Below are 21517 nucleotides of genomic sequence, written 5' to 3'. Positions count from 1 at the left end.
ATGTTCACTTCGAATTGGTGACTAACTTGGAGAAAAATGATACAAGTAGCAAGTATAGGGCGGGGATTAACCTTTCTTATACTCTATGGATACTTGTATAAACATGACGTCTACCTTAAAAGTGTTATTGATGCTGCTGGCAAGCTTTGCCAGCTTTTTTACTGCGGCAAATGCAAATGGTCGTGCTGCAGATGGAGATATAGCAACCCGCTATATAGGGTCTTGGCAAGGAGCATTTGACCTAAGCGGGAAACTTTATTCTGTTGACCTTACTATTCAGCGCAATGAGTTGGGACGCTATCGAGGGTTTATTCGATACCAGGGCTGCCAAGCCTTATTGGTAGCGGTACCAAGCATTGAAGCTGACGCGTTGTCTTTTGTAGAACACCGAGTGCGTGGCAAATGCATAAGAAGTGGTTTGTACTTGTATTCTCTGAAGGCGCAAAACAAGACCTTAGCTCTTTATAAGTATTATGTACCCAATTTTCTAACCGATAAAACACTCACCTTTGAGGCATCTCTTTCGCGCAACCCTGAACTGCAAGCAGAGTTAGGTGCTTTGTTGCAATCAAATGCGTATAAACCTGTGGCAACCTTACAAGCTTGGTCTACTAAGCCGGACACACGCTTTAGGTTTGCAAATCATATTGAAATTACTTCCTTTCAAAAGTACGCGAAGCGGTTCAATGGTCTAGTGGAATTTTCAACCAAAGAGGGCAGTTGTGTCGGTGAACTGAAATCAGATGTGGTCGAAACAGATATTTTGCGAGTTAATTTTATAGATGCTAAGTGCGCTGATTTGAATGCTGGTTATTTTTCAGGCTATTCGCCGGGGCGGTTTTTGAACTTGCACTGGAACATGCCAAAAGATAAACAGGCGCTTGCAGATCAATACTATAGTGGGTTGAGGTTAAAACCCGATAAAGTTAAGTATGCTCATAGGACTATGCATAGAAATATGAGCTTTAATGGTAGAATTATTCGCTCGCTTGTTGAGTCTTTTGAACATGAACGGAGTCAACGTCTAATTTTTGACCGTTATATTAATCAAATTGCTTCAGGCGATTATAGCGTGCGTTTTCAGTCAGCAGACATGGTTGGTGGTTGGTCGGGCGTACTCGCCATGGGCAATTATACATTTAGTGTGGAAGCTGCTTTGTGGCCAACTTCACTTTATAACACGAGACATGTTGCAGGTTTATTATGGTTTGTTGAAGCGCAGTGCCAGCTAGGATTTCTACTTAATTCGCCTAAAAAACCTGCCACAGCGAACTTGACGTTTGAATTTGTCCCGTCAAGCCAATGTCTGCTCGAAGATCTTGGCATGGATAGAAATACTTTATATGGTGGCTTGAAACTGAGTTCAGATAAAAACAATTTTATACTTAATCTTCAAGCAATGTCGTCTTCTGCATGCAGTAATCCAGCTTCGAATAAATGTCATCCTGTCGGTTTATTTAGCCGTTCTATACCTAGCTATTCTTTTCAAAAACTAATTAAACAAGCTCGTTATGAACTTATCGATGCTCCTTCATATTATGGTGAATTGGCGATACTAAAGGGAAAACCGTTGGCGCAAGCCGGAAGGAAAGAGCATAACTTGGCGTTGAATAAGTCGGAGCAATACAGGCAGAAACTATTGAAAATTCGTCAAGAGGCTGAAATGGCAGCTCGAAAACGAGAGCAGCGCATATTTGCAGAACGCGAGCGCTACCAGAAGATTCATAAAACAGCCGAGAATATGGTTAACACTGCAGGAGCGCCCCCTAACAATAATAGCTTTGCAGATGAAGAGCAGGTGATAATCAATTTTTTGCAAGTTGCTGCCGCAGTATTAGTGCTGGATAAACTAACTCCTCATGTTACTGAAGCTGATAGGCGACTGCCACAGCAAGTTAGCTCAGGAGATTCAGCCTATGATGCCTGTTATTCAAAGGTCGTCGACCGTCTAAATTTTTGTACTGTTAGTGTGCCCTTTGACGCATGTGATGCGAGTGGTTGTAGTCATCAAACCCAGTGTGATGGAGAAGCAGGTGTTCGTGACCGCTGTGAATACGCAATAGATTCGGATCAGTTTGGCGATATGGGCGCGCCACATTGGTGCGACCCTGAAACAAGCGTATTTAGTAGCGATTACAGAGAGGTGGTAAACGCATTTTGTCGATAAATGTATTCAAGTCGCGGTTTTCGAATTTACCTCGGCTTGATATTCCTTAGGTGTAAACCCAGTTTGTTTTTTAAACACGGTAGAGAAATACGCCGAGTTGTTAAAGCCAACTTCGTAAGCCGTTTCTGTAACACTTTTGCTTTGTAGTAATGATTTTGCCTTATGTACTCTTACATCAACCAAGTATTGCAGTATGGTTTGTGCGGTAACGTTTTTAAACACCTTAGTTGCATGTGAGCGACTGCAGCCTGCATTGTTAGCAACATCATTTAGTCCAATGTCGGTGTCATAGTGAGTTAAAATGTAGGTTTTAATCGACTCAACAAGTTGTTTATCTGCACTGCTTTCATGTTCGTTTTCTCTGGCTGATGCAAGCATAGTTGCTTCATCTAACAATAATTGACTTATTTCAGCCCAACCCGTTGCCTTATCAATTTCAGCTCCTGCTTGCTGAAGACGCTTAATTAAACTTTGTGAATGTCCACAATCAAAAATGGCTGCGTCAAACATCATAAAGAGCAGCTCTTTGGTTCTAACTTTAAAGGTATCTAGGTTGTTTTGGGCAAAGTTGGCTAATGCAGCTGTCAACTTGTTAACTTTGTCATTGATGATGCCTATATGGCCATTAGCAACTGCATCTAATAAAGCTTCTCTTTCTTTAAATGGATAATCTTCGTTAATTTGGTTTGGATAGTAATCAATAAAATTAGTTGGGTGAGGTGCTGTGTATTGTGCGAGTGCCATGGAGTTTTGGTGCAAATAATGTTGTTTAATTTTGCGATTGGTGAGTTGCACATCGTTATACACAGCAAGCATCCAAATAATAGCGGTAAAAGCAGAGCCGCCATAATAAACAGACCAGTTTTCAAAAACCAACCCGTAGGTCATGCAGCAAAATAGTATGAGTACGCCATAAATTAGCAACTGAACATGTTTTTTAATTGTTTGGGCTAACAATAGCAAACATGGTAGCAGTAACTGTGCCGCAATAAGCGCAATTTGAGAGTAATAAACATCGGTTTTGGTGACGCTAGTTAGCACATACCCCGCTCTAATATTGCCGATGTGGCTCATATAAAAAGGTGGAGCAAGTGCAAAGAATATGCTCCAGCTTAAGCCAAGTAAAACACAGGGTAGAACAAATCTATGTAACTTATCGACCTTAGCTTGAATGAGCAATCCGCATAATAGTGAAGGCATCCCAATCGAAAACAGTAAAATGTTCCTAGTCAAGTCAAACCATTTTTTCCCTTCGTCAACAGGCATTAAATTAACTAGTGGGCCAGATAAAAATAAGATAAAGCTGATTAAGAAAAGGGCATACCAAGAATAGGCCGCTCCAATTCTGTCGCGCACTATCGTGAAATAAACCAATACAATTAGGTAAATGTTTGCAGCTGAAAATGGAAGAACGGCTCTGACAAATACTACCCAGTTCAGTGTAATCTCGTTCATTAATAATGTTAACAGTTGTCTTTAAGCATGTGGCTACTTTAGCTTGTTGTGAATGTTACTCGCAACAAGTTTCTGCTTCCATGTAACAAACTAATATGTCATAAGAGATTGATACAAATAAGATAAATATTGTCATTTTTATCTGATACTAACTATAGTTAACTAATAGTTGGTTAGGGTCAATTCGGAAGGCGCGTTATCTGAACGAAATTCAGCAAGAGCAAACTGCAATACTCTCCAATATTCGGGCATTGCAAATTGGTTATTTAATCAATATTCCTCAACAAATCAGTGATACCAACCCAGTTATTTTGGCCTCTTATACTAATACAGATAGGCTATTAAATAAATTTAAACAGCACTACAACGGTGACAGTCGTTTAGTACAACAATACGAATCGCTGTTACAAGACTTTCATCAAAAAGCGAAAAATTTTGTCAATGAAATGAATGGGAATGCTGATCATGTTGCGTCACGGCAAACTTACGTTGAGTTTGTAGATGCAAATGCTGCGCTGTTAGGTTTCCAAAGCAAGTTTGTCACGCAAGGTGAACAAGCAGCAGAACAAACTAAAACTGATACACAGGCAAGCATAGAGCAGTCTAACATCATTTTTTATATTTCATTAGCGCTCGCAACAATCTTATCTGTTGGTTTTATTTTATTAATTTCTAATGGACTCATTCAGAATATTACCAAAGTGGGCCGCGCCGCACATGCGATGTCACAAGGTAATTTAACTGTACAGGCGCAAGTTAAAGGTTCGGATGAAATTGCTATCTTAGGCAACGAGCTAAACTCGAGTATTTCGAGTATGGCCGCTGTGATATCCGAAGTGGTTAATTCTTCAAATGTGGTCACCAGTAATAGTAAAAATGTCCTAAATTCAACTCAAGAGATGGAATCATTTACAAGTGATGTAACTGAAAATACCTTGCAAGTAGTAACCGCAATAGAAGAGATGGCCGTTACCAGTAAAGACATTGCGCAAAACACAACAGAAACAGCCCATGCCGCGGAAAATATGGCAAATCTAGCGGATGAAGGCATTAAAGAATCAGATGCGGCGATAGCTAGAGTAAACGAGCTTGTTGGAAGTTTAGAAAACTCAGCATCTGCCGTACAAAGGTTGCAAGTGGAAACTAAAAATATTGAAGGTATTCTGAACGTTATTCGCGGTATTTCTGAACAAACCAATTTATTGGCACTGAATGCTGCAATAGAAGCTGCGCGAGCGGGCGAGCAAGGGCGTGGTTTTGCCGTTGTCGCAGATGAAGTTAGAACACTAGCGCAGCGATCTTCAGAATCAGTCAATGAAATTGAAAAGCTTATCAATCAGATAGCTATGGTTGGTGAGGAGTCTTCAGGCAAAATGCAGCAAAGCCAGCAATTAGTGACCACAACTAAGGAGCAGATAGCTTCAAGCTTTGACAAAATACGTGTCATCCTAACCCATATAGACGACATTAATGGTAAAGCCCAGCAAATAGCGACCGCTGCTGAAGAGCAAAGTTTAGTTGCCGGCCAAATTAGTGAAAATACCCATGCAGTTCAAGAACTGACAGAAAAATCCGCGGAACTAGCTGGTAAAACTAGAGCATATAGCGATGAAATGGATTTTGTTAGCCAAGCATCTATAGAAAAATTGTCTTTTTTTAAGGTGTAGTTGGGACATCTAAGAAAGAGGCTATTTAACGAGATAATTGGCTTACTCGCCAAATGATTTTGTTTTATAATACAGTCGTTATGTTTAAACTTCGCCTGATTGTTATAATTTTTTCAATATTGTGCATTGCCTTTAACGGGCAAGCAATGGCGCCTATGGCGTATGAAAAATGTACTGAAGTACATTCAGACACTCAAAACCAGCAAAAGCTCAGTCAAGAAACTCATCAAGATATTCAAGACCAACAGCATAATTGTTGTGATATCGACTGCTGCGATACTAGCTGCACCTGTGCGAATGGTTCGTGCCAGTCAGCCGTTTATTTATTCGAGCAGATTAATTCATCCATTCAAGCTAACGCACCTAATCGATTTAATTTAGTCTCTTTGGTGCAATTCCCCAGTTATTCAACACTGCCGTTTCGACCTCCCATTTTGACCTCCTAAGGGTTTTTCTGCCCAAAATTCATCGAAAAATTTAAATATTGGATGTGCAACAGCTTGCTGTTGCAAAATAGCAACGCATATTTTGAGGTCAAAATGCGAAGAATATCAGTTAACGCAGCTATGTTTATGCTGCTGATTCCTAATTTAGTGGATGCAAATGAAGACGAACATCATGACGACCACCATCACCACCATGAAGAGTCGAGCATAGAAACAATACAGGTTCGAGCTTCTAGGCTAGGTCGAATTGTTACAGAATCAGCCACACGAATCGAATTAATTAATGGCGAAGAAATTCAAGAAAAAGCGCTGATGCGCCCAGGCAATATTTCAATGTTGGTCGCAGAAACCGGTGGAGTGCGTGTGCAAACAACTTCGCCGTCATTGGGCAGTGCGAATATTCGATTACAAGGATTGTACGGCCGCTATACCCAACTATTAAGTGATGGTTTGCCATTATACGGTGGGCAAACTGCATCCATTGGTTTATTACAAATACCACCGACCGACTTGGCCAATGTTGAAATAATTAAAGGTTCAGCGTCATCTTTATATGGTGGTTCAGCATTAGGTGGCGTAATTAACCTGATCTCGCGTACACCGTCAAAGCGGTTTGAAGGTGAAGTGTTGGCTAATTTAACTTCAAAAAACGGGCAAGATTTAACCACCTATCTAGCATCACCTGTAACTGACAATTTTAGTGCATCGTTAACAGGTGGTATTCATCATCAACAGATTCAAGATTTGGATGACGATGGTTGGATCGATATTGCGGGTTATGAAAGAGCAAGTATAAGACCAAGGTTTTATTGGCAAGGCGAGCATGATGACAGTTTGTATGTCACCCTTGGGGCCATGAACGAAAAAAGAAATTCGGGCACAACTAATAATGGTCAATTGCCCAACGGCGAACAATATCAATTAAACCAAGATAGCCAACGAACCGATATCGGTTTTGTTTACGACAGGCCCATTGGCGAAGATATGAATGTAAATGTGCGCGGTTCAGCAATGGATCAGCAGCATCAACACCAATATGGCACAGTTTACGAAGACGATGCACATCAAAGCTATTTAATTGAATCCAGCTTGGCTGGTTATACCAACAAAACCGCCTGGCTATTAGGGGTTGCTTATCAATCAGAACAGTTTAGTTCGCAAACTTTTCCTGAGTTTAACTACAACTATCAAGTACCAGGTTTGTTTTCACAAGTCGATTATGAAGCAACAGATGATATTTCTTTATCTTTAAGCGCTCGGTCAGATTGGCACAATGAATATGGTAACCAATTTAGCCCACGAATTTCAATTTTGTATAACCCAGATGATTGGACTTTTAGAGGGGCCTACGGCAAAGGCTTTTTTGCACCTAGTCCATTTATTGAAGACATTGACGAAGTGGGTTTATCTAAGTTGTCGCCACTTCAAGATTTAGATGAAGAGCGCGCTGAAACCGCATCGTTTGATGTCAGTTATGTGGTGGGCGGCAGCGAAGCGAGCATGACGTTATTTGCGTCTAATATAAGTCAAGTGACAGAACTGCAAGATACACAAATAGTGAACGCCAAGGGCGAAACTCAAATTCGTGGTGCCGAACTTTTGTTACGTTACAAGTGGCATGATATTAAATTTACCGGTAGCTACTTATATACAGATGCAACAAAATTATCATCTCATGGCGATGGGCGAATTCCGCTTACATTAACCCCACAACACTCAGCTGGAATGGTGGTTATGTGGGAAGAGCACGGCAGTCATTTATTAGGTTTTGAAGCATATTATACTGGCACACAGCACTTAGCTGACAACCCGTACCGTAATAAGAGTAAACCCTATTGGCATTTAGGTTTATTAGGGCAAATCACTATTGGCCATTTTAGCTGGTTTGTAAATGCGGAAAATTTATTGAACATTCGCCAAACCAAAGAGCATCCATTATTGTTGCCTGAACAAGCCGACAGCGGCCGATGGACGACAGATATATGGTCGCGTAACGATGGATTTACCGTCAATGCAGGTGTGCGATTTAAGTTTTAAGTATGAGTATTGCCGCAGTATTTATCGAACAGCCCTGATAATTTTTGCATGACTGGGTCATCGGTTAGCGAAAGCCTGAAGGTGAGTTGGAGCACTACTGAACGCGTAACGCCAGATTCGAGTTTCAGTGGTACCAGCTCATCGATATTTGCTGTTTCATTTATCAACCAATCTGGTAGCCAAGCAAATCCTAATTGATTTTTGACGCAGGTAGCAGCTTCCATGGCTGAAGATACGGTTAATCTATTTGTTGTTCCTAACCAACCAGAATTAACATTGCTGCGTAGTCCTGCATCTCTAATGACGACCTGTCTAAAGTTTTTAAGCTCACTCAACTTTATGTGTTCACGCGAAGCGAGTGGATGTGCTTTATGGGTTGTGGCATGCATTTCGACAATGTGGGTCCATTTGGTTATGTATCCTTTTGGTATTGTACTGGCAATGCCAAAGTCAACCGTGCCGTCTTCGAGCAATTCAGCGCACCTAGACAAAACCGTCTCGTACAATTGAATGTTTAAGTTTGGAAACTCAAGGGTTAGTTCGTTTAGAATTACTGCCAAAATGGCTCTAGGGAATAGGGTATCAACTGCAATATTTAACGACTTGCGCACTTCAATTTTTTGCGAGATCGCTTCATGTTCTAAATTATCAGCGTGAGTAATTAAACTTCGAGCGGCAGGTAGTAGGCTCTCGCCAAACTGGGTGACAACAGCTTTTCGTCCAATTACATCAAATAGAGGGTTGCCAACTGTCTTTTCTAATTTTTTTATGCTGTGGCTGATGGTCGACTGAGTTTTATACAAAGCATCACCTGCTTGAGCAAACCCACCATAATCAACTACCGCAATAAAGGCTCGCCATTGTTCAAGTGACACCTTGTGCATTTTATTCTCCCTGTTGGATAGTGCGATACATTATAATTTCACCTGAAACAGTAAAGCCAATTCTTTGATATAATTTTTTCGCCATATCTGAAGCTTGCAAACTAACATACTGATACCCCATACTTTTTGCGTAATTTAGGGCATGTAACATTAGAGAATTTGCAAAACCTAGCCCTCGATAGGTTTGCGGTACGGTCAGTTGATAGATGCCGAGCGTATCTGCTGTTGAATGTAAAAGTACAGTAGCAACATAGCACGAGTTTACCGTTAACAGCGCAAGTTCAACTTCTGTGCTTTTTACAACTTTTAGCAATACTTGCGGGTCAATTGAATAGCCAAACCCAGTGCTACATATCTTGACAAATTCTTCGACAAGATTTTTATTAAAGTCATCAATAAATGTTAGCTCTCCTACAGCAATGTCGTCATTGGGTAAACAATAGTCGTTTAGCTTAAGGTCCATCAATTGTAGTTTTGACACCAATGAAAGTCTGCGAGATAAAATATAATCCTTGCTAAGCGGGGTCGACACTACAAGCTTCTGATTCGGGCTTAAATCATGTTTGATTGCATCTATATGATGGTCTTGCGAACCCAGCGAGTCGCTCCAAACCCTGTTCGGCCAACTATTCGAGTACCAATAATTTTGTCGTTTGCTTGCACCATAAAGATGCCAGAGTTTTAGCATGTTGCTGATGTTATTTGCATATCTCGATTTCATCGTACTACCTGTTTAACAAAATGAGTCCAACAATCATAACTCCAGCACCGACTGCACGTTGCGCTGACATAGGGACTTCAGGAAAACCAAATAAGCCAAAATGACTGAAAATTACCGCCACTAACAATTGACCCGTTAGGGCAAAAGACATCATTGGGCCAACGCCCATTCTCGGTATAAGAAAATAGTACATACCGACACCCAAGGCACTTAAGATACCGCCAAACCAGTAATAGAATGGAATTTCTTTTACATTCAATTTACCCAAAAAATCTGTGCTGATGGCCAACATAGCCACTGCACACGCCAAAGCGGCTACACTAAATGCAAACGTGGTTGCGAGCATAGAGCTGCGCAACACAGTACCGAATTGACTATTTATACTGGCTTGCAGAGTAATGATGCCACCGGCCAAGATGGCAAGTACAATCATCATAGTTATAACCTTATACAGAATTGGTTTTGCGGCACTCGGGTTTTCACATATTTGGCACTGGCGTCGCTGCTCGATCTAACGCCCAAAGCGCATATAACGCTTGAAGAAAGTCCTTTGTGCTTTAAACCAAGCACATGGTCAAAACCTGCTTTGTTAAAACCAGCCATAGGACAAGCATCTACTTGCTCTATAGCGGCAACAGTGAGTAAATTTCCCAATGCAATATGCGCTTGGTTTTCTGCCCACTGACTCAATTCAAGTTGTGACATTGGTAGCATTGCCTCTTTTACATGATTTGAAAAACCTGCTAGAGCACCTGCCTGAAGTCCACGTTGATTCTCGACCATATTAAAATGATTATCGATGAACGCTTCGTTAATCTGGGTCTGTATAGCCAAGATAAATAGATGTGAGCTATCCCTAACTTTAGTTTGTCCGTAGGCATGTTGTAATAGCTGTTGGCGTGTAGCTGTGTCTCGTAAAATAATGAGCCGATAAGGTTGTAAACCATAAGATGAAGCAGATAAACGCGTCGCTTCTGCCAGCTTATCTATAGTTGCCGATTCGATAGTTTGCTCGGAGAATTCGCGTACTGCATATCTCCAGTTTAAGGCGGAAATTATCTCCATCATTTGCACTCCAGTATAGAGCCAGCAAATTCAGCATTAAGTAGTGCAATTAGCTGTTCGTAAGTAACTGTCTGCGATACCAAGTTTTTACCGTTAAACAGCAAAGCTGGAATTGTGTTTACCCCAAGTTCGGCGGCCCGTTTCATGTCCGCTTCAATGTCTTCAAGGTTTTGTGGTAACGCCATTAGTTGTTGAATTTTACTCAATGCAAAACCTAGCTGTTCAACTAACCCATCCAATACAATCGAATCATTAATATTTTGATTAAAGAACAGGTGCGCCTTTTGTACTGTGTCAAAAAAATCCCAGTGGCCTTTTTGCCCATATAAGCGCTCAACCGCTTTGGCATACCTTGCGGCTAAATGGCCTGTCGGGTAGTCAAAAGTGGTTGCTTCCATGCCTGCTATGTTGATTAATTCTGGGTTGTCTGAATGATTTTTGCACTGTTTCCAGTGCGTCAATATTTCATTTTTAGCTTTAGCCATTGAACCAAATCGGTCGATCATTTCTTGGTTGTTTCGTTGTAAAACAAATGAACGATGAATTACTTCAACAGGGAAGTTTTCGACAATCTTTCTTAATCTTGGTGATTGTATATAACACCAACCGCACACCGCGTCGTGGAAAAACTCAACTTGAATCATAAAAACCTCTATAGTAAATAACCTAAACTCTGGATAAATAAGTTAGAGTGAGTTTACGGTGCTGAACGGAAGAAAAATAATGATTTAAATTACTCAAACCAATGAAAAAAAATCATGGATCGAATTAGATGTCGGCAGTTATAGGTTTAGCTACAATGCCCAATAGCAAAAGCATTGAGCATTGCACCTTGCAATTATAGGTGGGCTAGTAGTTGATACTAAGCATTTGGAGCATGTAGTTCACCTTTACGTTCGACCAGAGCCATTTCTATCTCTAGCATAGTTTTATCTCTTAGCGGATAAAAATACATTATTACAACTTTTAAAAACGCTAAAAGTGCTGGAATCAGGCTAAAACATAGTAAAATTCCAAGCTTAGCTTGCTCATCTTGAGCTACATTTCCAACAAAACCATAAGCAGCGAGAATCCAGCCAGCCAATGCTCCGCCAACAGCCAGCCCTAGTTTCAAACCAAAAAGGGCAGCTGAAAAAATGACACCTGTATTTCTATGGTGATGCTTATATTCACCATAATCAGCAGTGTCGGCATACATTGACCACTGCAGCACTGGAATGAAACCAACAGCTATACCATTGATAGCTTGAAACACAAACAACAAGGTTAGACTGCTGTCTTTAATAAAATAAAAACTGGCCATGATAATGCAGTTCACTAATGCAGCATAAATGACTAACATGCGTTTATCGATATGTGCACTCAAAAATTTAGGTACTGCAGCGCCGATTACACTAAACAGCAACCCAACTGCTAAGAACAAGGTTGATAGATCAAAAGGACCTAAAACGGCTGTGCCATCATCACCAATCCAATATTTAAAGAAGTGGAGTGTTACAGCTCCGTTAATTGTGAAGTAAATCCCATGGACAATGTATGATAAGGTCAATAATTGCCATGGTCGGTTTTTAAGCAGGCTATTTATATCCTTTTTAATTGTCGGTTTATGTTCAAGTGCTGGTTTAACTCTTTCTTTGCAAAACAAGAAGGTGCACCAAAACAAGATGATTGAAATTATCGCAAACAGAGCCATTGTTAGTCTAAAACCTTCCGCTTCATTGTCTGCACCAAGTGCTGAAACTAATGGGCGAATTAGTAATGTCAAAAGCAAGCCTCCAGAAAATGCACCAACAAATCGATAACCAGATAGCGTTGTTCTTTCATATGAGGATGGGGTCATTACACCAGATAACGAAGCATAAGGAATGTTAATGGCGGTAAAAGCAAGCATCATCAGCGAATAGGTGACGAATGCATAAATGATTTTTCCTTCGTTTGACAAGTCGGGATTTAAGAACATTAAATAGCCGCAAACACCGTATGGAATCGCGACAAAAAGCAAATATGGTCGATAGCTCCCCCACCTGCTTTTCGTTCGATCAGCTATGGCTCCCATCGCCGGGTCTGTTACCATATCTAGTAACCGCGACAGTAAAAATATACTACCAACGACACCAGCAGAAAGCCCCACGGAATCGGTGTAGTAATAAAACAGAAAAAATTGAAAAAACTTAAAAAAGAAATTAACCGCCACATCTCCTGCGGCGTAGGCAATCTTCTCAGATATAGACAGATAAGTATTTTGAATATCTTTCATTATATTTATTTAAACCTCTAAGAAGTACTGGAAGTGATAAACTCCCGATGTTATTCGATACTGTTCAAGTGTATCTGGTCCACAAGCTGCGTTACCTAAACCACGTTGCTTGTAGTCAATATTTACTATTGTTTCTTGGCGTGGTTTTAAGTCAATTGTATGACGTGCATTTTCTAGGTCTTTGTCGGTGAAGTGACTTACTGAAACATTTAGAGGTTCAGGAAAGGTAAACTTCAGCCTAGAGCCATTTTCGTGAGTTAATTCAAGCCATCGGACATCAGTATGGTTACCATGTGATTGCGGTAAGATATAAGGGACATATTGCGCTGCCACAGAACTTGAAAAACGACTAATCCAATTGCCTGATTTACGGTCACAATAAGATTCATGGGGACCCATACCATACCATTCACAATTTTTTATTCCACTAGCCAACTGCATCTGAATACCAATCCTGGGCAGGTCGGTTATCTCAGGTCCAATCTTGACCACAGTGTCAACTTTAATCAAACCATCTTTCAAGAATGTCCAAATTGTTTGTTGGATAACAGAACTGCCACTATGCAATACAATTTCATGGTCAACGGTTATTGAATATATATTTTTTTCAGACGACTGCTTCAAGCCAACCAGTTTTACATCGTAATCGTCCAACCCTAGGCGGCGCCAGTTTGCCAATGGCTTGGGTCGAGTTTCATTTTTTAAGCGCAATCCATCATTGTCTATTGGGCAGCGCCACAGGTTTAAAATTGGCGCAGACGCAAGTAACTCAGTGCTATCTTTATACCAAGAACGCCACAAACCAGTGTTGAGATCCATTTGCAGTTTAGTTCCATTCCAGCAGATTTGACCGTCATTTTTAACTTGAATGGTAGAAGGCGCAATGGTGTGTGGCAATAGCTGATTTTTTGCTCGACATAATGCATGTTGCTCCCATGCGATTTCATCTCCAGTGTTACACCAACTGGTGTTGTGGCTGGCTGTGATGCTAAAGCGAATAAATGATTCTCTTGCGTTAGCATGAGCTTTCTCAAATACATGCTTAGGTAAAATGTATTCGATAGACTGTCTCGGGCCAATTTCAGCTATAGTAAAGCCAGAGTGTTCGCTGTTTGCAATTTCTACACCTTCAGACTCGACAACCCAACTAAACTTTAACCATCTAGTGGTTGTGAAATATTGTTTATTTGTAATTCTAAATACAGCTGGGTTAACTGGGTTCTGTTCAATTGTGACTGGTTGGGCTAACTTTTTGAATTCGAACAGAGCTGGGTGAGGTGTTCTATCTGGCCAAACTAGTCCGTCAATAACAAAGTTAATGTCATTTGGATTGTCATTGAAATCTCCCCCATACGCCCAATACTTTTCATTATTTGTGCTCTGCTTGACTATTCCATGGTCAATCCATTCCCAAATAAAGCCGCCTTGCAGACCAGGCATAGTCTCAAATAATTCGAAATATTCTTTTAAATTACCATTTGCATTACCCATGGCATGGCAATATTCACAGGGGATACAGGGACGAGGGTCGGTATACTCATTTGAAAATTTTATCAATTTTTCTAGTGACGGATACATTGGACAAATTAAATCCGTAGCTAAAAAATGATCTGGTCGATGAGATCTGTTTTCACTAAACTGAGTGTCAAAATTATCGTCCCAGTGCATATCTCTAGTCGCGCCCTCATAATGAATGATTCGAGAATCATCGTATTTTCGGATCCAAGCTGCCAAAGCATCATGGTTACAGCCGTATCCAGCTTCATTACCCAATGACCATGAAATTATGCTAGGGTGGTTCTTGTCTCTTTGTACCATTCGCATACCACGGTCAAGCCAAGCCGCTGCATATCTAGGCTCATCGCATAAGTTGAGTCGAAAGGCATGACTTTCGAGATCGGTTTCATCTATGACGTATAGACCATGTTTATCACAAAGCTGATAAAAATAGCTGTCGTTGGGGTAGTGTGCACAGCGTACTGCATTAACATTGAAGCGTTTCATTGTTAATACATCCAATTCCATAGTTTCGCGTGACAAAGCCTTGCCATCAGTATCGTGGTGGTCGTGGCGATTAACGCCGTTTATTATAACGCGTTGGCCATTAATCAATAATGAACGATCTTTAATCTCAACTTTCCTGAATCCAGTTGATTGACTGACAACTTCAACCACATCATCGTTGTCATCAATCAACTCGACAACTACTTTGTATAATGTTGGTGTTTCATGACTCCACAAGTTTGGCTGCGTTACAGTGCGTTCGGTTGATATCTGCCACCAAGCTTCACGCTCAATGTATGTTTTTGATTCAAAGTTCGTTATCCATTCGTCATCAAATACCGGTTTGTTGCAATAATCTAACAGTGAAACGCGTAAGCGCCAGTTGCCGAAGGGGGTACTAGGAAATTTCAGTCTTGCCTTTAGTGACAAAGTTGCTGACGTGAAATCATCATTCAAGACAGGCTTAATAAACAAGTCTTCGATATTAACTTTAGGTGTTGAGCGTAAAAAAACCTCTCTAAATATGCCTGCCATCCACCAATGATCTTGGTCTTCAATAAATGATGCGTCAGACCATTGGACAACCATTGCAGCTAAAATGTTTTCTCCCTTTTTTAATGCGTTTTCTAAATCGAACTCTGCGGGTAAGCGTGAGCATTTGTTTAAACCTATAAATGTACCATTTAACCAAATTGCCAATACACTTTCAGCAGCGCCAACATGCAGAATTGTTCTGCGTTTGTGCCATTCGTCATTAATGTTAAAAGTGGTGTAATAAAGTCCTGTTGGGTTGTGTTGGGGGACATTTGGGGGAAAGTCGGAAAAAGGCATTTGCACATTTGTGTAATGAGGTTTTCCATAGCCTTGCATTGTCCAATTTGATGGGACTTTTATTGTGTCCCAAGTTGAAAAATCGAAATGTTCGCTTGCGAACCCCTGCGGCGCATGGTTTGGGTTATCTATATAATTGAAATACCAATCTCCGTTTAATGGCATGTAAAAAGGCGAGTTTTCAGGAACTCCCGATATTGCTGACTCAATAGAGCTTTGTGAGATTAGCCTTGGCCTAGATGCAATTCTATGAATATTGATGAGTTCAGGTGCTTGCCAGAAATATGGCGGAATACTATTTGGTAGAGGCATGATGATTTCTTCGAATTAATGTTTAAATAGGATGTACATTTTTATTGGGCAGATCGCAGCACTAGTATCCATTAACTAGTGCTGCACTTATGCTTAATTTAGTAGCTGGCTCTTATGCCAAAGGTGTAGCGTGCGCCAGAGTCCACAAGTGATACAAAGTGATTGTCAAAACGTCCTTTTGATTTAACCTTTTCTCCGGTTACATTCAGACCTTCTAAAAATACCGTGATATTTTCACTAACGTCATAACTCGCGCTCATGTCTACTTGGCTATAATCTTCAACAAAAATTGGGTCGCCGCCTGTCGGGTTTCTCAATGTCTGTAAGAATTCGTCTCTTTGGTTTAAAGCGACACGCATTTGCAAAGCATCTTTCTCATAGAAAACAACAAAGTTACGAGAGTCGCCCAAGCCTGTTAATGCGAATGATTCTTCAAGGTTATTAACATCAATTTCAGTATCACTATCAACCATAGTTATATTGGCAAATACACCTAACCCGCTAAAAATACCTGGCAGCATGTCAAAAGTTTGCTGGTAGGACAGTTCTAGGCCGTCAACAGAAAGTGTTTCAGGAGAATTGACAAATCCAGCCACGTCCCATAACGCTTCGGACCCATCAGGCTCTGTGATATCTTCTCCTGTATTGGGGTTCTTAAAGATTTCTTTTCGAATGCCAGTAACAATAAAATTATCAACACTCTTTCTAAAATATGCAGCTGAAACATAACTTACGTCACTGAAATACCATTCCAAAGACAGATCAAAGTTTGTTGATTCGTATAGGTCTATTTCGGGATTGCCTGAACTAGCTCGAAGTGCACCTGGGCTTAACACATCATAACTTGTCCTTGGTGCAAGAGTGCGCATAGTCGGACGGGTGATCGTTTGTGAATAAGCGAATCGGCCAATTAAATCATCCGTGATGTCTAGCTGGAAATTAAATGCAGGCAATAAATTTGAGTATGAATTTGTTTTATTTACTGCTATTTCGTTTTCTGTGAATACCGCGGTCAATAGTGTTTCATCATTAGGAATTTCTTCCAGCGCAAGCAGGGCAATTTGGCGGCCTTTGGCTGTCATATCTGTTTCGGTGTAGCGCAATCCGAAATTGGCTCGCCAAAACATATCGGCCAATTCGCCGTCAAAGGCTAAGTCGACATACGCGGCTAATACACTTTCTTCAATCGCAAATGAATCAGCCTGTCTCTGAGGGCTAAAACCATTGTTAGCGTCCAAAATTGCCCGAGTAGTACCTGATTCTAAATTAAGTGCCTGGTCACGAGCACTTGCAGCTTCATCAGATTCAAGATAGTCAAAATAAGCATCGCCATCAAACCTTAGCCAACTTGTCGGTACGCCATCAGTATCTTCACCGCTCATAAAACCGTCTGGCGTGAAAGAGGTTAGCAAGTTATCAGGGACATCGATAGGGTAACCGCAATATAAGCATAAGACGCTAGAGTTTGTTCCATAACTGGTGTTTGCTTTTTCTCTATCTAAACTCGCAACACCAAAATTGATGGAAGTAAGTGGTCCTAATTCAATGAAATACGAACCATCAACTTTGATTTCAGAGACATCATCTTCAATTTTTAAACCTTCTCGATTTGCCAAGTGAGCACGACCTAAAGAAGGTGATAATTCCGGAATTCCTGTAACTTTGATGATTCCAGAGTTATTGGTCGAACTAATACTATTGTTAAAACCAATAACTGCAAATATATCATTACCGCCATTGTCCGATTTAGCAGAGCTTTCGGATATATCAAATTGCATTTCTAGCTTGTCTGAGATTTTCCACTCGGCGTTTAAACCAAATCCTTTCGTGGATGTTGGTCTGTTGAAACTTCTAGCGACAAAATCCGTCGCGCCGTTATCGCTGTGGGTTAGTTGGGTGACAGTACCGTTGGCATCAACGGTGATATCTGAAAGCTCACTCATGGTCATCCAATGCCCAATTGAAGTTGCATCAGATTCAACGTTAAAATCCGAATAGAGCGCGTCAGCTGTAATGGTCAGATCTTCCGATGGGGCGTATTGCAAAACGACAGTCCCTCCAGTCCGAGTTCTGTCCTGAAAGTCAACAATTTGGTCGTTGGTTTGTTGTACAAATGAGCTTGTAGCGCCCCCAACGTGCGATAAATCGACGTCGTTTAAAAAACCTCTTGTATTAACTTGATCGACTCTAGCTTTTCGCTCTTGATGTGAAAATGAAATTAGTAGACCAAGGGTATCATCAGCAAATGTACCGCTAGCTAAACCTGAAAACTGAGGTGTAGTTTTACCGGATAATTCCTCATGTAAGGCTTTTGCACTGAACACAAATTTGCTACCACTAATATCAAAAGGTCTTGCTGTAATGAGGTTAACAGTAGAGCCAATACCGCCATCAGTCATATCAGCTGAATATGTTTTATACACTTCTGTCCCGCTGATCAACTCTGATGCTAGCGTGTCAAAACTAAAGTCTCGCTCTTGATTTTCTGTTGCCATTGTCCGGCCATTGACCAATACATTGTTGAATTCCGGACCAAATCCACGAACTGTTATTCTTTGGCCTTCACCGCCACTACGATCAATAGCAACCCCCGGAATTCTTTGTAACGATTCTGCGACGTTTTGGTCAGGGAACTTGCCAATATCTTCTGCAGAAATGGAATCAACAACCCCCCGGGCTTCTCGTTTAGTGTCTATCGCTTTTACTAAACTGCTTTTGATTCCTTTGACTAGAATTATTTCTGTTTCGTTTGGTTCTTGAGCTATAGCTTGAGCATTTATTAGGGCATTACTAACAGCTACTGCCACAGAGAGGTTGATAAATTTTTTGTTATACATTGTTAGTCCTTAGTATGTTTTTTGTTTTATATGGTGCTGAGTAGTAGAGCAGGTTTTACAATTAATGTTTAATTGTTGTACAGCACATGTTTATAGTATGTTTTAATTTTTATTTCTGCAAGCGCTTGCAGAAATAATGTTTAACAAAATTATTAAATATATGTATAATAAGGAAATATAATGTGGTTGCGATGTCATTATTTTTGTTTTGTGATGCGTAGATTCTAAAAGTGGTATTATTTGCCAACGTAAAGGATACTTGTTTAATATTTTCTGAAGAGGTTGAAAGCAAACGTGATAACGTTAAAGCATGTCGCTGAATTAGCTGGTGTGTCTACTTCCACAGTTTCTAGAGTGGTAAGTGGAAAAGATGTCGTATCTAAATCTGTCAAAGATAAAGTAGAAAAAGCTATTAAAAAAACAGGTTATATTCCCAATGTTAATGCACGAGCGTTAGCTAACAAAAACTCTACATCTATTGGATTGGTAACGCCTGATCTTTCGCTAGCATTTTTTGGAACATTAGCTGCAGGCGTGATTGATGCTGCTGATGAACTCGGCGTAACCGTTGATATTTGTAATTCAAGAGGTAAAGATCAAAATAATTTAAATGCGGTAAAAACATTAATCAAAAGAGGTTTTAACAATATTTTGTTGGATGAATCTCATTGCGATGAAAGCAAGATACTTGAACTGTGTGCAGAGGTTCCTGGGTTGGTCCTTATGAATCGATTTATACCACAGATAGCTGAGCGATGTGTCTGTGTTGATAATGTTACTGGTGGTAATATGGCTGCTAGCTACCTATTGGATAATTTGCATAACAATATAGCTTTTATTACCAGTAACTCAGAGATAGCAGACCCTTTTGATCGAATCCATGGCGCGAAGATTGTTATGGCAAAACACGGAATTGATACAAATAATTGTTTAGTTGCCCAAGCAGCGCCAACAATTGACGGTGGTAAGCAGGCCGTTTTAGAGTTGTTAAACAAGTCTGATGAATTTACAGCTATATTAGCTTATAATGATAATATGGCTGTAGGGGCAATGAATGAGTTGCAAGATCGAGGAGTAAGAATTCCAGACGAAATCTCAGTTATAGGGTTTGATGATCTAGCTATATCTACAGTTTGTCGTCCAGCTTTAACAACCATGCACTATCCAATTCGAGAAATGGCAGACTATGCGGTGAAATTGTCATTGGATCTAACTAGTAGCAAGAAAACATTGGGTACCAGCCATAAATTCATTCCAAAATTAATAGAAAGAAGCTCAGTATCAAAAATTTAGTCGCTGTTGTGCATTGCCGAAAATTAGGCCTTTGCGAGCACATGACAATGTTAGATGTAACGAGTTAGGGCAATTGAGTATTCTCTAATTGTGTTAAAATTTCTTTGATTTATTGTTTACATTTAACTGTTGGTGATCAATTATAATTGCGCTTAATACACTTACACAAAGAGGGCTCTATTGATGCTTCAAAAAATCACACTCTGTGCTTCTCTAGCACTATCCAGCACAACTATGTATGCAGCAGACTGGGATGGCGTACCTATTCCAGCACCAGCAGGTCAAAACAAAACTTGGCAAATTCTATCTATTTCAGATGACTTTAACTACGCAGCTTCACCAAATAACAAACCAAGCGCTTTTACTAGCCGTTGGAACGACAGCTACATTAATGCTTGGAAAGGGCCGGGCGATACAGAGTTTAGCTCAGGTCACTCGTACACCAATTCTGGTAAATTAGCTTTACAGGCGGCTGAAAAACCAGGCACAGACAAAGTTTACGCAGGTATTATTTCTTCAAAACAAACATTTACTTATCCGCTTTATATTGAAGCGCGGGCCAAATCAACCAACAATACTATGGCCAATGCGGTGTGGATGTTAAGTGCCGATTCCACCCAAGAATTAGATGCTATGGAAGCTTACGGGAGTGACAGACCAGGCCAAGAGTGGTTTGATCGCCGCATGCATGTGAGCCACCACGTATTTATTCGCGAACCATTCCAAGACTATCAACCAAAGGATGCAGGTTCTTGGATATACAATAATGAAGAGCCATGGCGCGTTGCTTATCATAACTATGGTATGCACTGGAAAGATCCTTGGAATGTTGATTATTATATTGACGGCGTGTTGGTTAGAAGTGTTTCAGGCCAGCAAATGATTGATCCACATAATTACACCAATGGCACTGGCGTGAATAAACCTTTGCACATTATTATTGATATGGAACATCAAGATTGGCGTGATGTTAAACCAACACCAGCCGAACTAGCCGATCCTGCCAGAAGCATTTTTTATGTAGATTGGATCCGTGTTTATAAACCAGTTGATTCAAGTGCTTCAGCTCCAACACCACCAACAAGTGCTACTTCTTTAAAAGCAAGACATAGCAATAAATGTATAGATTTAGCGGCGGGCAATTCTGCCAATGGTACAAATATGCAACAGTGGAATTGTAGCGCAACCAATACTAACCAAGACATCACATTTGTTGCTAAAGGCGGCGGTTATTATGAAATGAAAACTAAGCACAATAAATGTATTGATGTTGCAGGTAAAGCGACAGCCAATGGTGCAAATCTTGTGCAGTGGAATTGTTACAACGGCACCAACCAACAATTTAAATTGTTAGATAAAGGCAATGGTTGGTTCCAATTACAAGCTAAACACAGTGGCAAATGTTTAGAAATTGCCAATTCTGCGACTACAAATGGCGCGAACCTACAGCAGTGGGGCTGTGGCAATGGCAATAACCAGCAATGGAAATTTCAGTAAACTAGCTAGTACCAACTCGTACTAACTTAGTTTAACCCGCAATC

The 21517-nt window shown here is 40.5% G+C and carries 15 protein-coding genes; 6 read left to right on the top strand and 9 right to left on the bottom strand.

Features of this window, described 5'->3' with window-relative positions:
• Positions 1–103 precede the first annotated feature (103 nt).
• Positions 104–2167, top strand: a complete 2064-nt coding sequence (locus DS2_RS09125; RefSeq protein WP_035014428.1) for a hypothetical protein — start codon at positions 104–106, stop codon at positions 2165–2167.
• Positions 2168–2173: 6 nt separating this feature from the next.
• Here DS2_RS09125 and DS2_RS09120 read toward each other — a convergent pair whose 3' ends face one another.
• Positions 2174–3622, bottom strand: coding sequence for a helix-turn-helix domain-containing protein (locus DS2_RS09120; protein ID WP_035014427.1), 1449 nt, complete (start codon positions 3620–3622; stop codon positions 2174–2176).
• A 251-nt stretch (positions 3623–3873) separates the two neighbouring features.
• Here DS2_RS09120 and DS2_RS09115 point away from each other — a divergent pair, with 251 nt between their 5' ends.
• The 3 genes from DS2_RS09115 to DS2_RS09105 all read left to right on the top strand — a co-directional run bounded on the left by DS2_RS09115 (position 3874) and on the right by DS2_RS09105 (position 7772).
• Positions 3874–5289 carry a methyl-accepting chemotaxis protein gene (locus DS2_RS09115; protein WP_051479758.1) on the top strand — a complete coding sequence of 472 codons (1416 nt, stop codon included), beginning with the start codon at positions 3874–3876 and terminating at the stop codon, positions 5287–5289.
• A 155-nt stretch (positions 5290–5444) separates the two neighbouring features.
• Positions 5445–5735, top strand: coding sequence for a hypothetical protein (locus tag DS2_RS09110; protein ID WP_152537581.1), 291 nt, complete (start codon positions 5445–5447; stop codon positions 5733–5735).
• A gap of 93 nt (positions 5736–5828) precedes the next feature.
• Positions 5829–7772: a TonB-dependent receptor plug domain-containing protein gene (locus tag DS2_RS09105; RefSeq protein ID WP_035014449.1), complete on the top strand. Its 1944-nt coding sequence runs from the start codon at positions 5829–5831 to the stop codon at positions 7770–7772.
• Here the strand turns inward: DS2_RS09105 and DS2_RS09100 are convergent.
• The 8 genes from DS2_RS09100 to DS2_RS09065 form a co-directional block, all read right to left on the bottom strand.
• The gene (locus DS2_RS09100; protein ID WP_051479757.1) at positions 7769–8656 is read right to left on the bottom strand and encodes a LysR family transcriptional regulator; all 888 of its coding nucleotides are present in this window, start codon (positions 8654–8656) and stop codon (positions 7769–7771) included. The two genes, DS2_RS09105 and DS2_RS09100, sit on opposite strands and share 4 nt — an antisense overlap.
• Position 8657: 1 nt before the next feature.
• Positions 8658–9377 (bottom strand): GNAT family N-acetyltransferase, encoded by a 720-nt coding sequence (locus DS2_RS09095; protein WP_035014425.1) that lies wholly within the window; start codon positions 9375–9377, stop codon positions 8658–8660.
• 4 nt (positions 9378–9381) lie between these two features.
• Positions 9382–9813, bottom strand: coding sequence for a DMT family transporter (locus tag DS2_RS09090; RefSeq protein WP_035014423.1), 432 nt, complete (start codon positions 9811–9813; stop codon positions 9382–9384).
• A gap of 2 nt (positions 9814–9815) precedes the next feature.
• Positions 9816–10445, bottom strand: coding sequence for a nitroreductase family protein (locus DS2_RS09085; protein WP_081754239.1), 630 nt, complete (start codon positions 10443–10445; stop codon positions 9816–9818).
• Entirely contained in the window at positions 10442–11086 is a 645-nt protein-coding gene (locus tag DS2_RS09080; protein ID WP_035014420.1) for a DsbA family oxidoreductase, read from the bottom strand. The genes DS2_RS09085 and DS2_RS09080 overlap by 4 nt, the downstream gene beginning before the upstream one ends.
• 218 nt (positions 11087–11304) lie before the next feature.
• Complete coding sequence (locus DS2_RS09075) at positions 11305–12699, bottom strand: MFS transporter (RefSeq protein ID WP_035014418.1); 1395 nt, start codon at positions 12697–12699, stop codon at positions 11305–11307.
• 9 nt (positions 12700–12708) lie between these two features.
• A complete protein-coding gene (locus DS2_RS09070; RefSeq protein WP_051479756.1) occupies positions 12709–15846 on the bottom strand; it encodes a glycoside hydrolase family 2 TIM barrel-domain containing protein in 3138 nt (1045 codons plus the stop codon).
• A 98-nt stretch (positions 15847–15944) separates the two neighbouring features.
• Entirely contained in the window at positions 15945–18683 is a 2739-nt protein-coding gene (locus DS2_RS09065; RefSeq protein WP_035014417.1) for a TonB-dependent receptor, read from the bottom strand.
• A 294-nt stretch (positions 18684–18977) separates the two neighbouring features.
• On the opposite strand from DS2_RS09065, the gene DS2_RS09060 reads away from it, so the two are divergent.
• A complete protein-coding gene (locus DS2_RS09060) occupies positions 18978–19976 on the top strand; it encodes a LacI family DNA-binding transcriptional regulator (RefSeq protein ID WP_035014446.1) in 999 nt (332 codons plus the stop codon).
• Between the two features lie 183 nt (positions 19977–20159).
• The gene (locus tag DS2_RS19830; protein ID WP_051479755.1) at positions 20160–21473 is read left to right on the top strand and encodes an RICIN domain-containing protein; all 1314 of its coding nucleotides are present in this window, start codon (positions 20160–20162) and stop codon (positions 21471–21473) included.
• The last annotated feature ends 44 nt before the right edge of the window (positions 21474–21517 follow it).

The organism is Catenovulum agarivorans DS-2 (genome assembly GCF_000568405.1).
In the GTDB taxonomy this organism is placed as follows: Bacteria; Pseudomonadota; Gammaproteobacteria; order Enterobacterales; family Alteromonadaceae; genus Catenovulum; species Catenovulum agarivorans_A.
The sequence above is the reverse complement of the archived record's forward strand: the minus strand, read 5'-3'. Positions and strand labels throughout refer to the sequence as shown.

Coding starts and splice junctions, on each gene's coding strand:
- DS2_RS09095 (WP_035014425.1), bottom strand. CDS start 9,377: ATGAAATCGAGATATGCAAATAACATCAGCAACATGCTAAAACTCTGG.
- DS2_RS09075 (WP_035014418.1), bottom strand. CDS start 12,699: ATGAAAGATATTCAAAATACTTATCTGTCTATATCTGAGAAGATTGCC.
- DS2_RS09085 (WP_081754239.1), bottom strand. CDS start 10,445: ATGATGGAGATAATTTCCGCCTTAAACTGGAGATATGCAGTACGCGAA.
- DS2_RS09105 (WP_035014449.1), top strand. CDS start 5,829: ATGCGAAGAATATCAGTTAACGCAGCTATGTTTATGCTGCTGATTCCT.
- DS2_RS19830 (WP_051479755.1), top strand. CDS start 20,160: ATGCTTCAAAAAATCACACTCTGTGCTTCTCTAGCACTATCCAGCACA.
- DS2_RS09110 (WP_152537581.1), top strand. CDS start 5,445: ATGGCGTATGAAAAATGTACTGAAGTACATTCAGACACTCAAAACCAG.
- DS2_RS09125 (WP_035014428.1), top strand. CDS start 104: ATGACGTCTACCTTAAAAGTGTTATTGATGCTGCTGGCAAGCTTTGCC.
- DS2_RS09100 (WP_051479757.1), bottom strand. CDS start 8,656: ATGCACAAGGTGTCACTTGAACAATGGCGAGCCTTTATTGCGGTAGTT.
- DS2_RS09120 (WP_035014427.1), bottom strand. CDS start 3,622: ATGAACGAGATTACACTGAACTGGGTAGTATTTGTCAGAGCCGTTCTT.
- DS2_RS09070 (WP_051479756.1), bottom strand. CDS start 15,846: ATGCCTCTACCAAATAGTATTCCGCCATATTTCTGGCAAGCACCTGAA.
- DS2_RS09090 (WP_035014423.1), bottom strand. CDS start 9,813: ATGATGATTGTACTTGCCATCTTGGCCGGTGGCATCATTACTCTGCAA.
- DS2_RS09065 (WP_035014417.1), bottom strand. CDS start 18,683: ATGTATAACAAAAAATTTATCAACCTCTCTGTGGCAGTAGCTGTTAGT.
- DS2_RS09080 (WP_035014420.1), bottom strand. CDS start 11,086: ATGATTCAAGTTGAGTTTTTCCACGACGCGGTGTGCGGTTGGTGTTAT.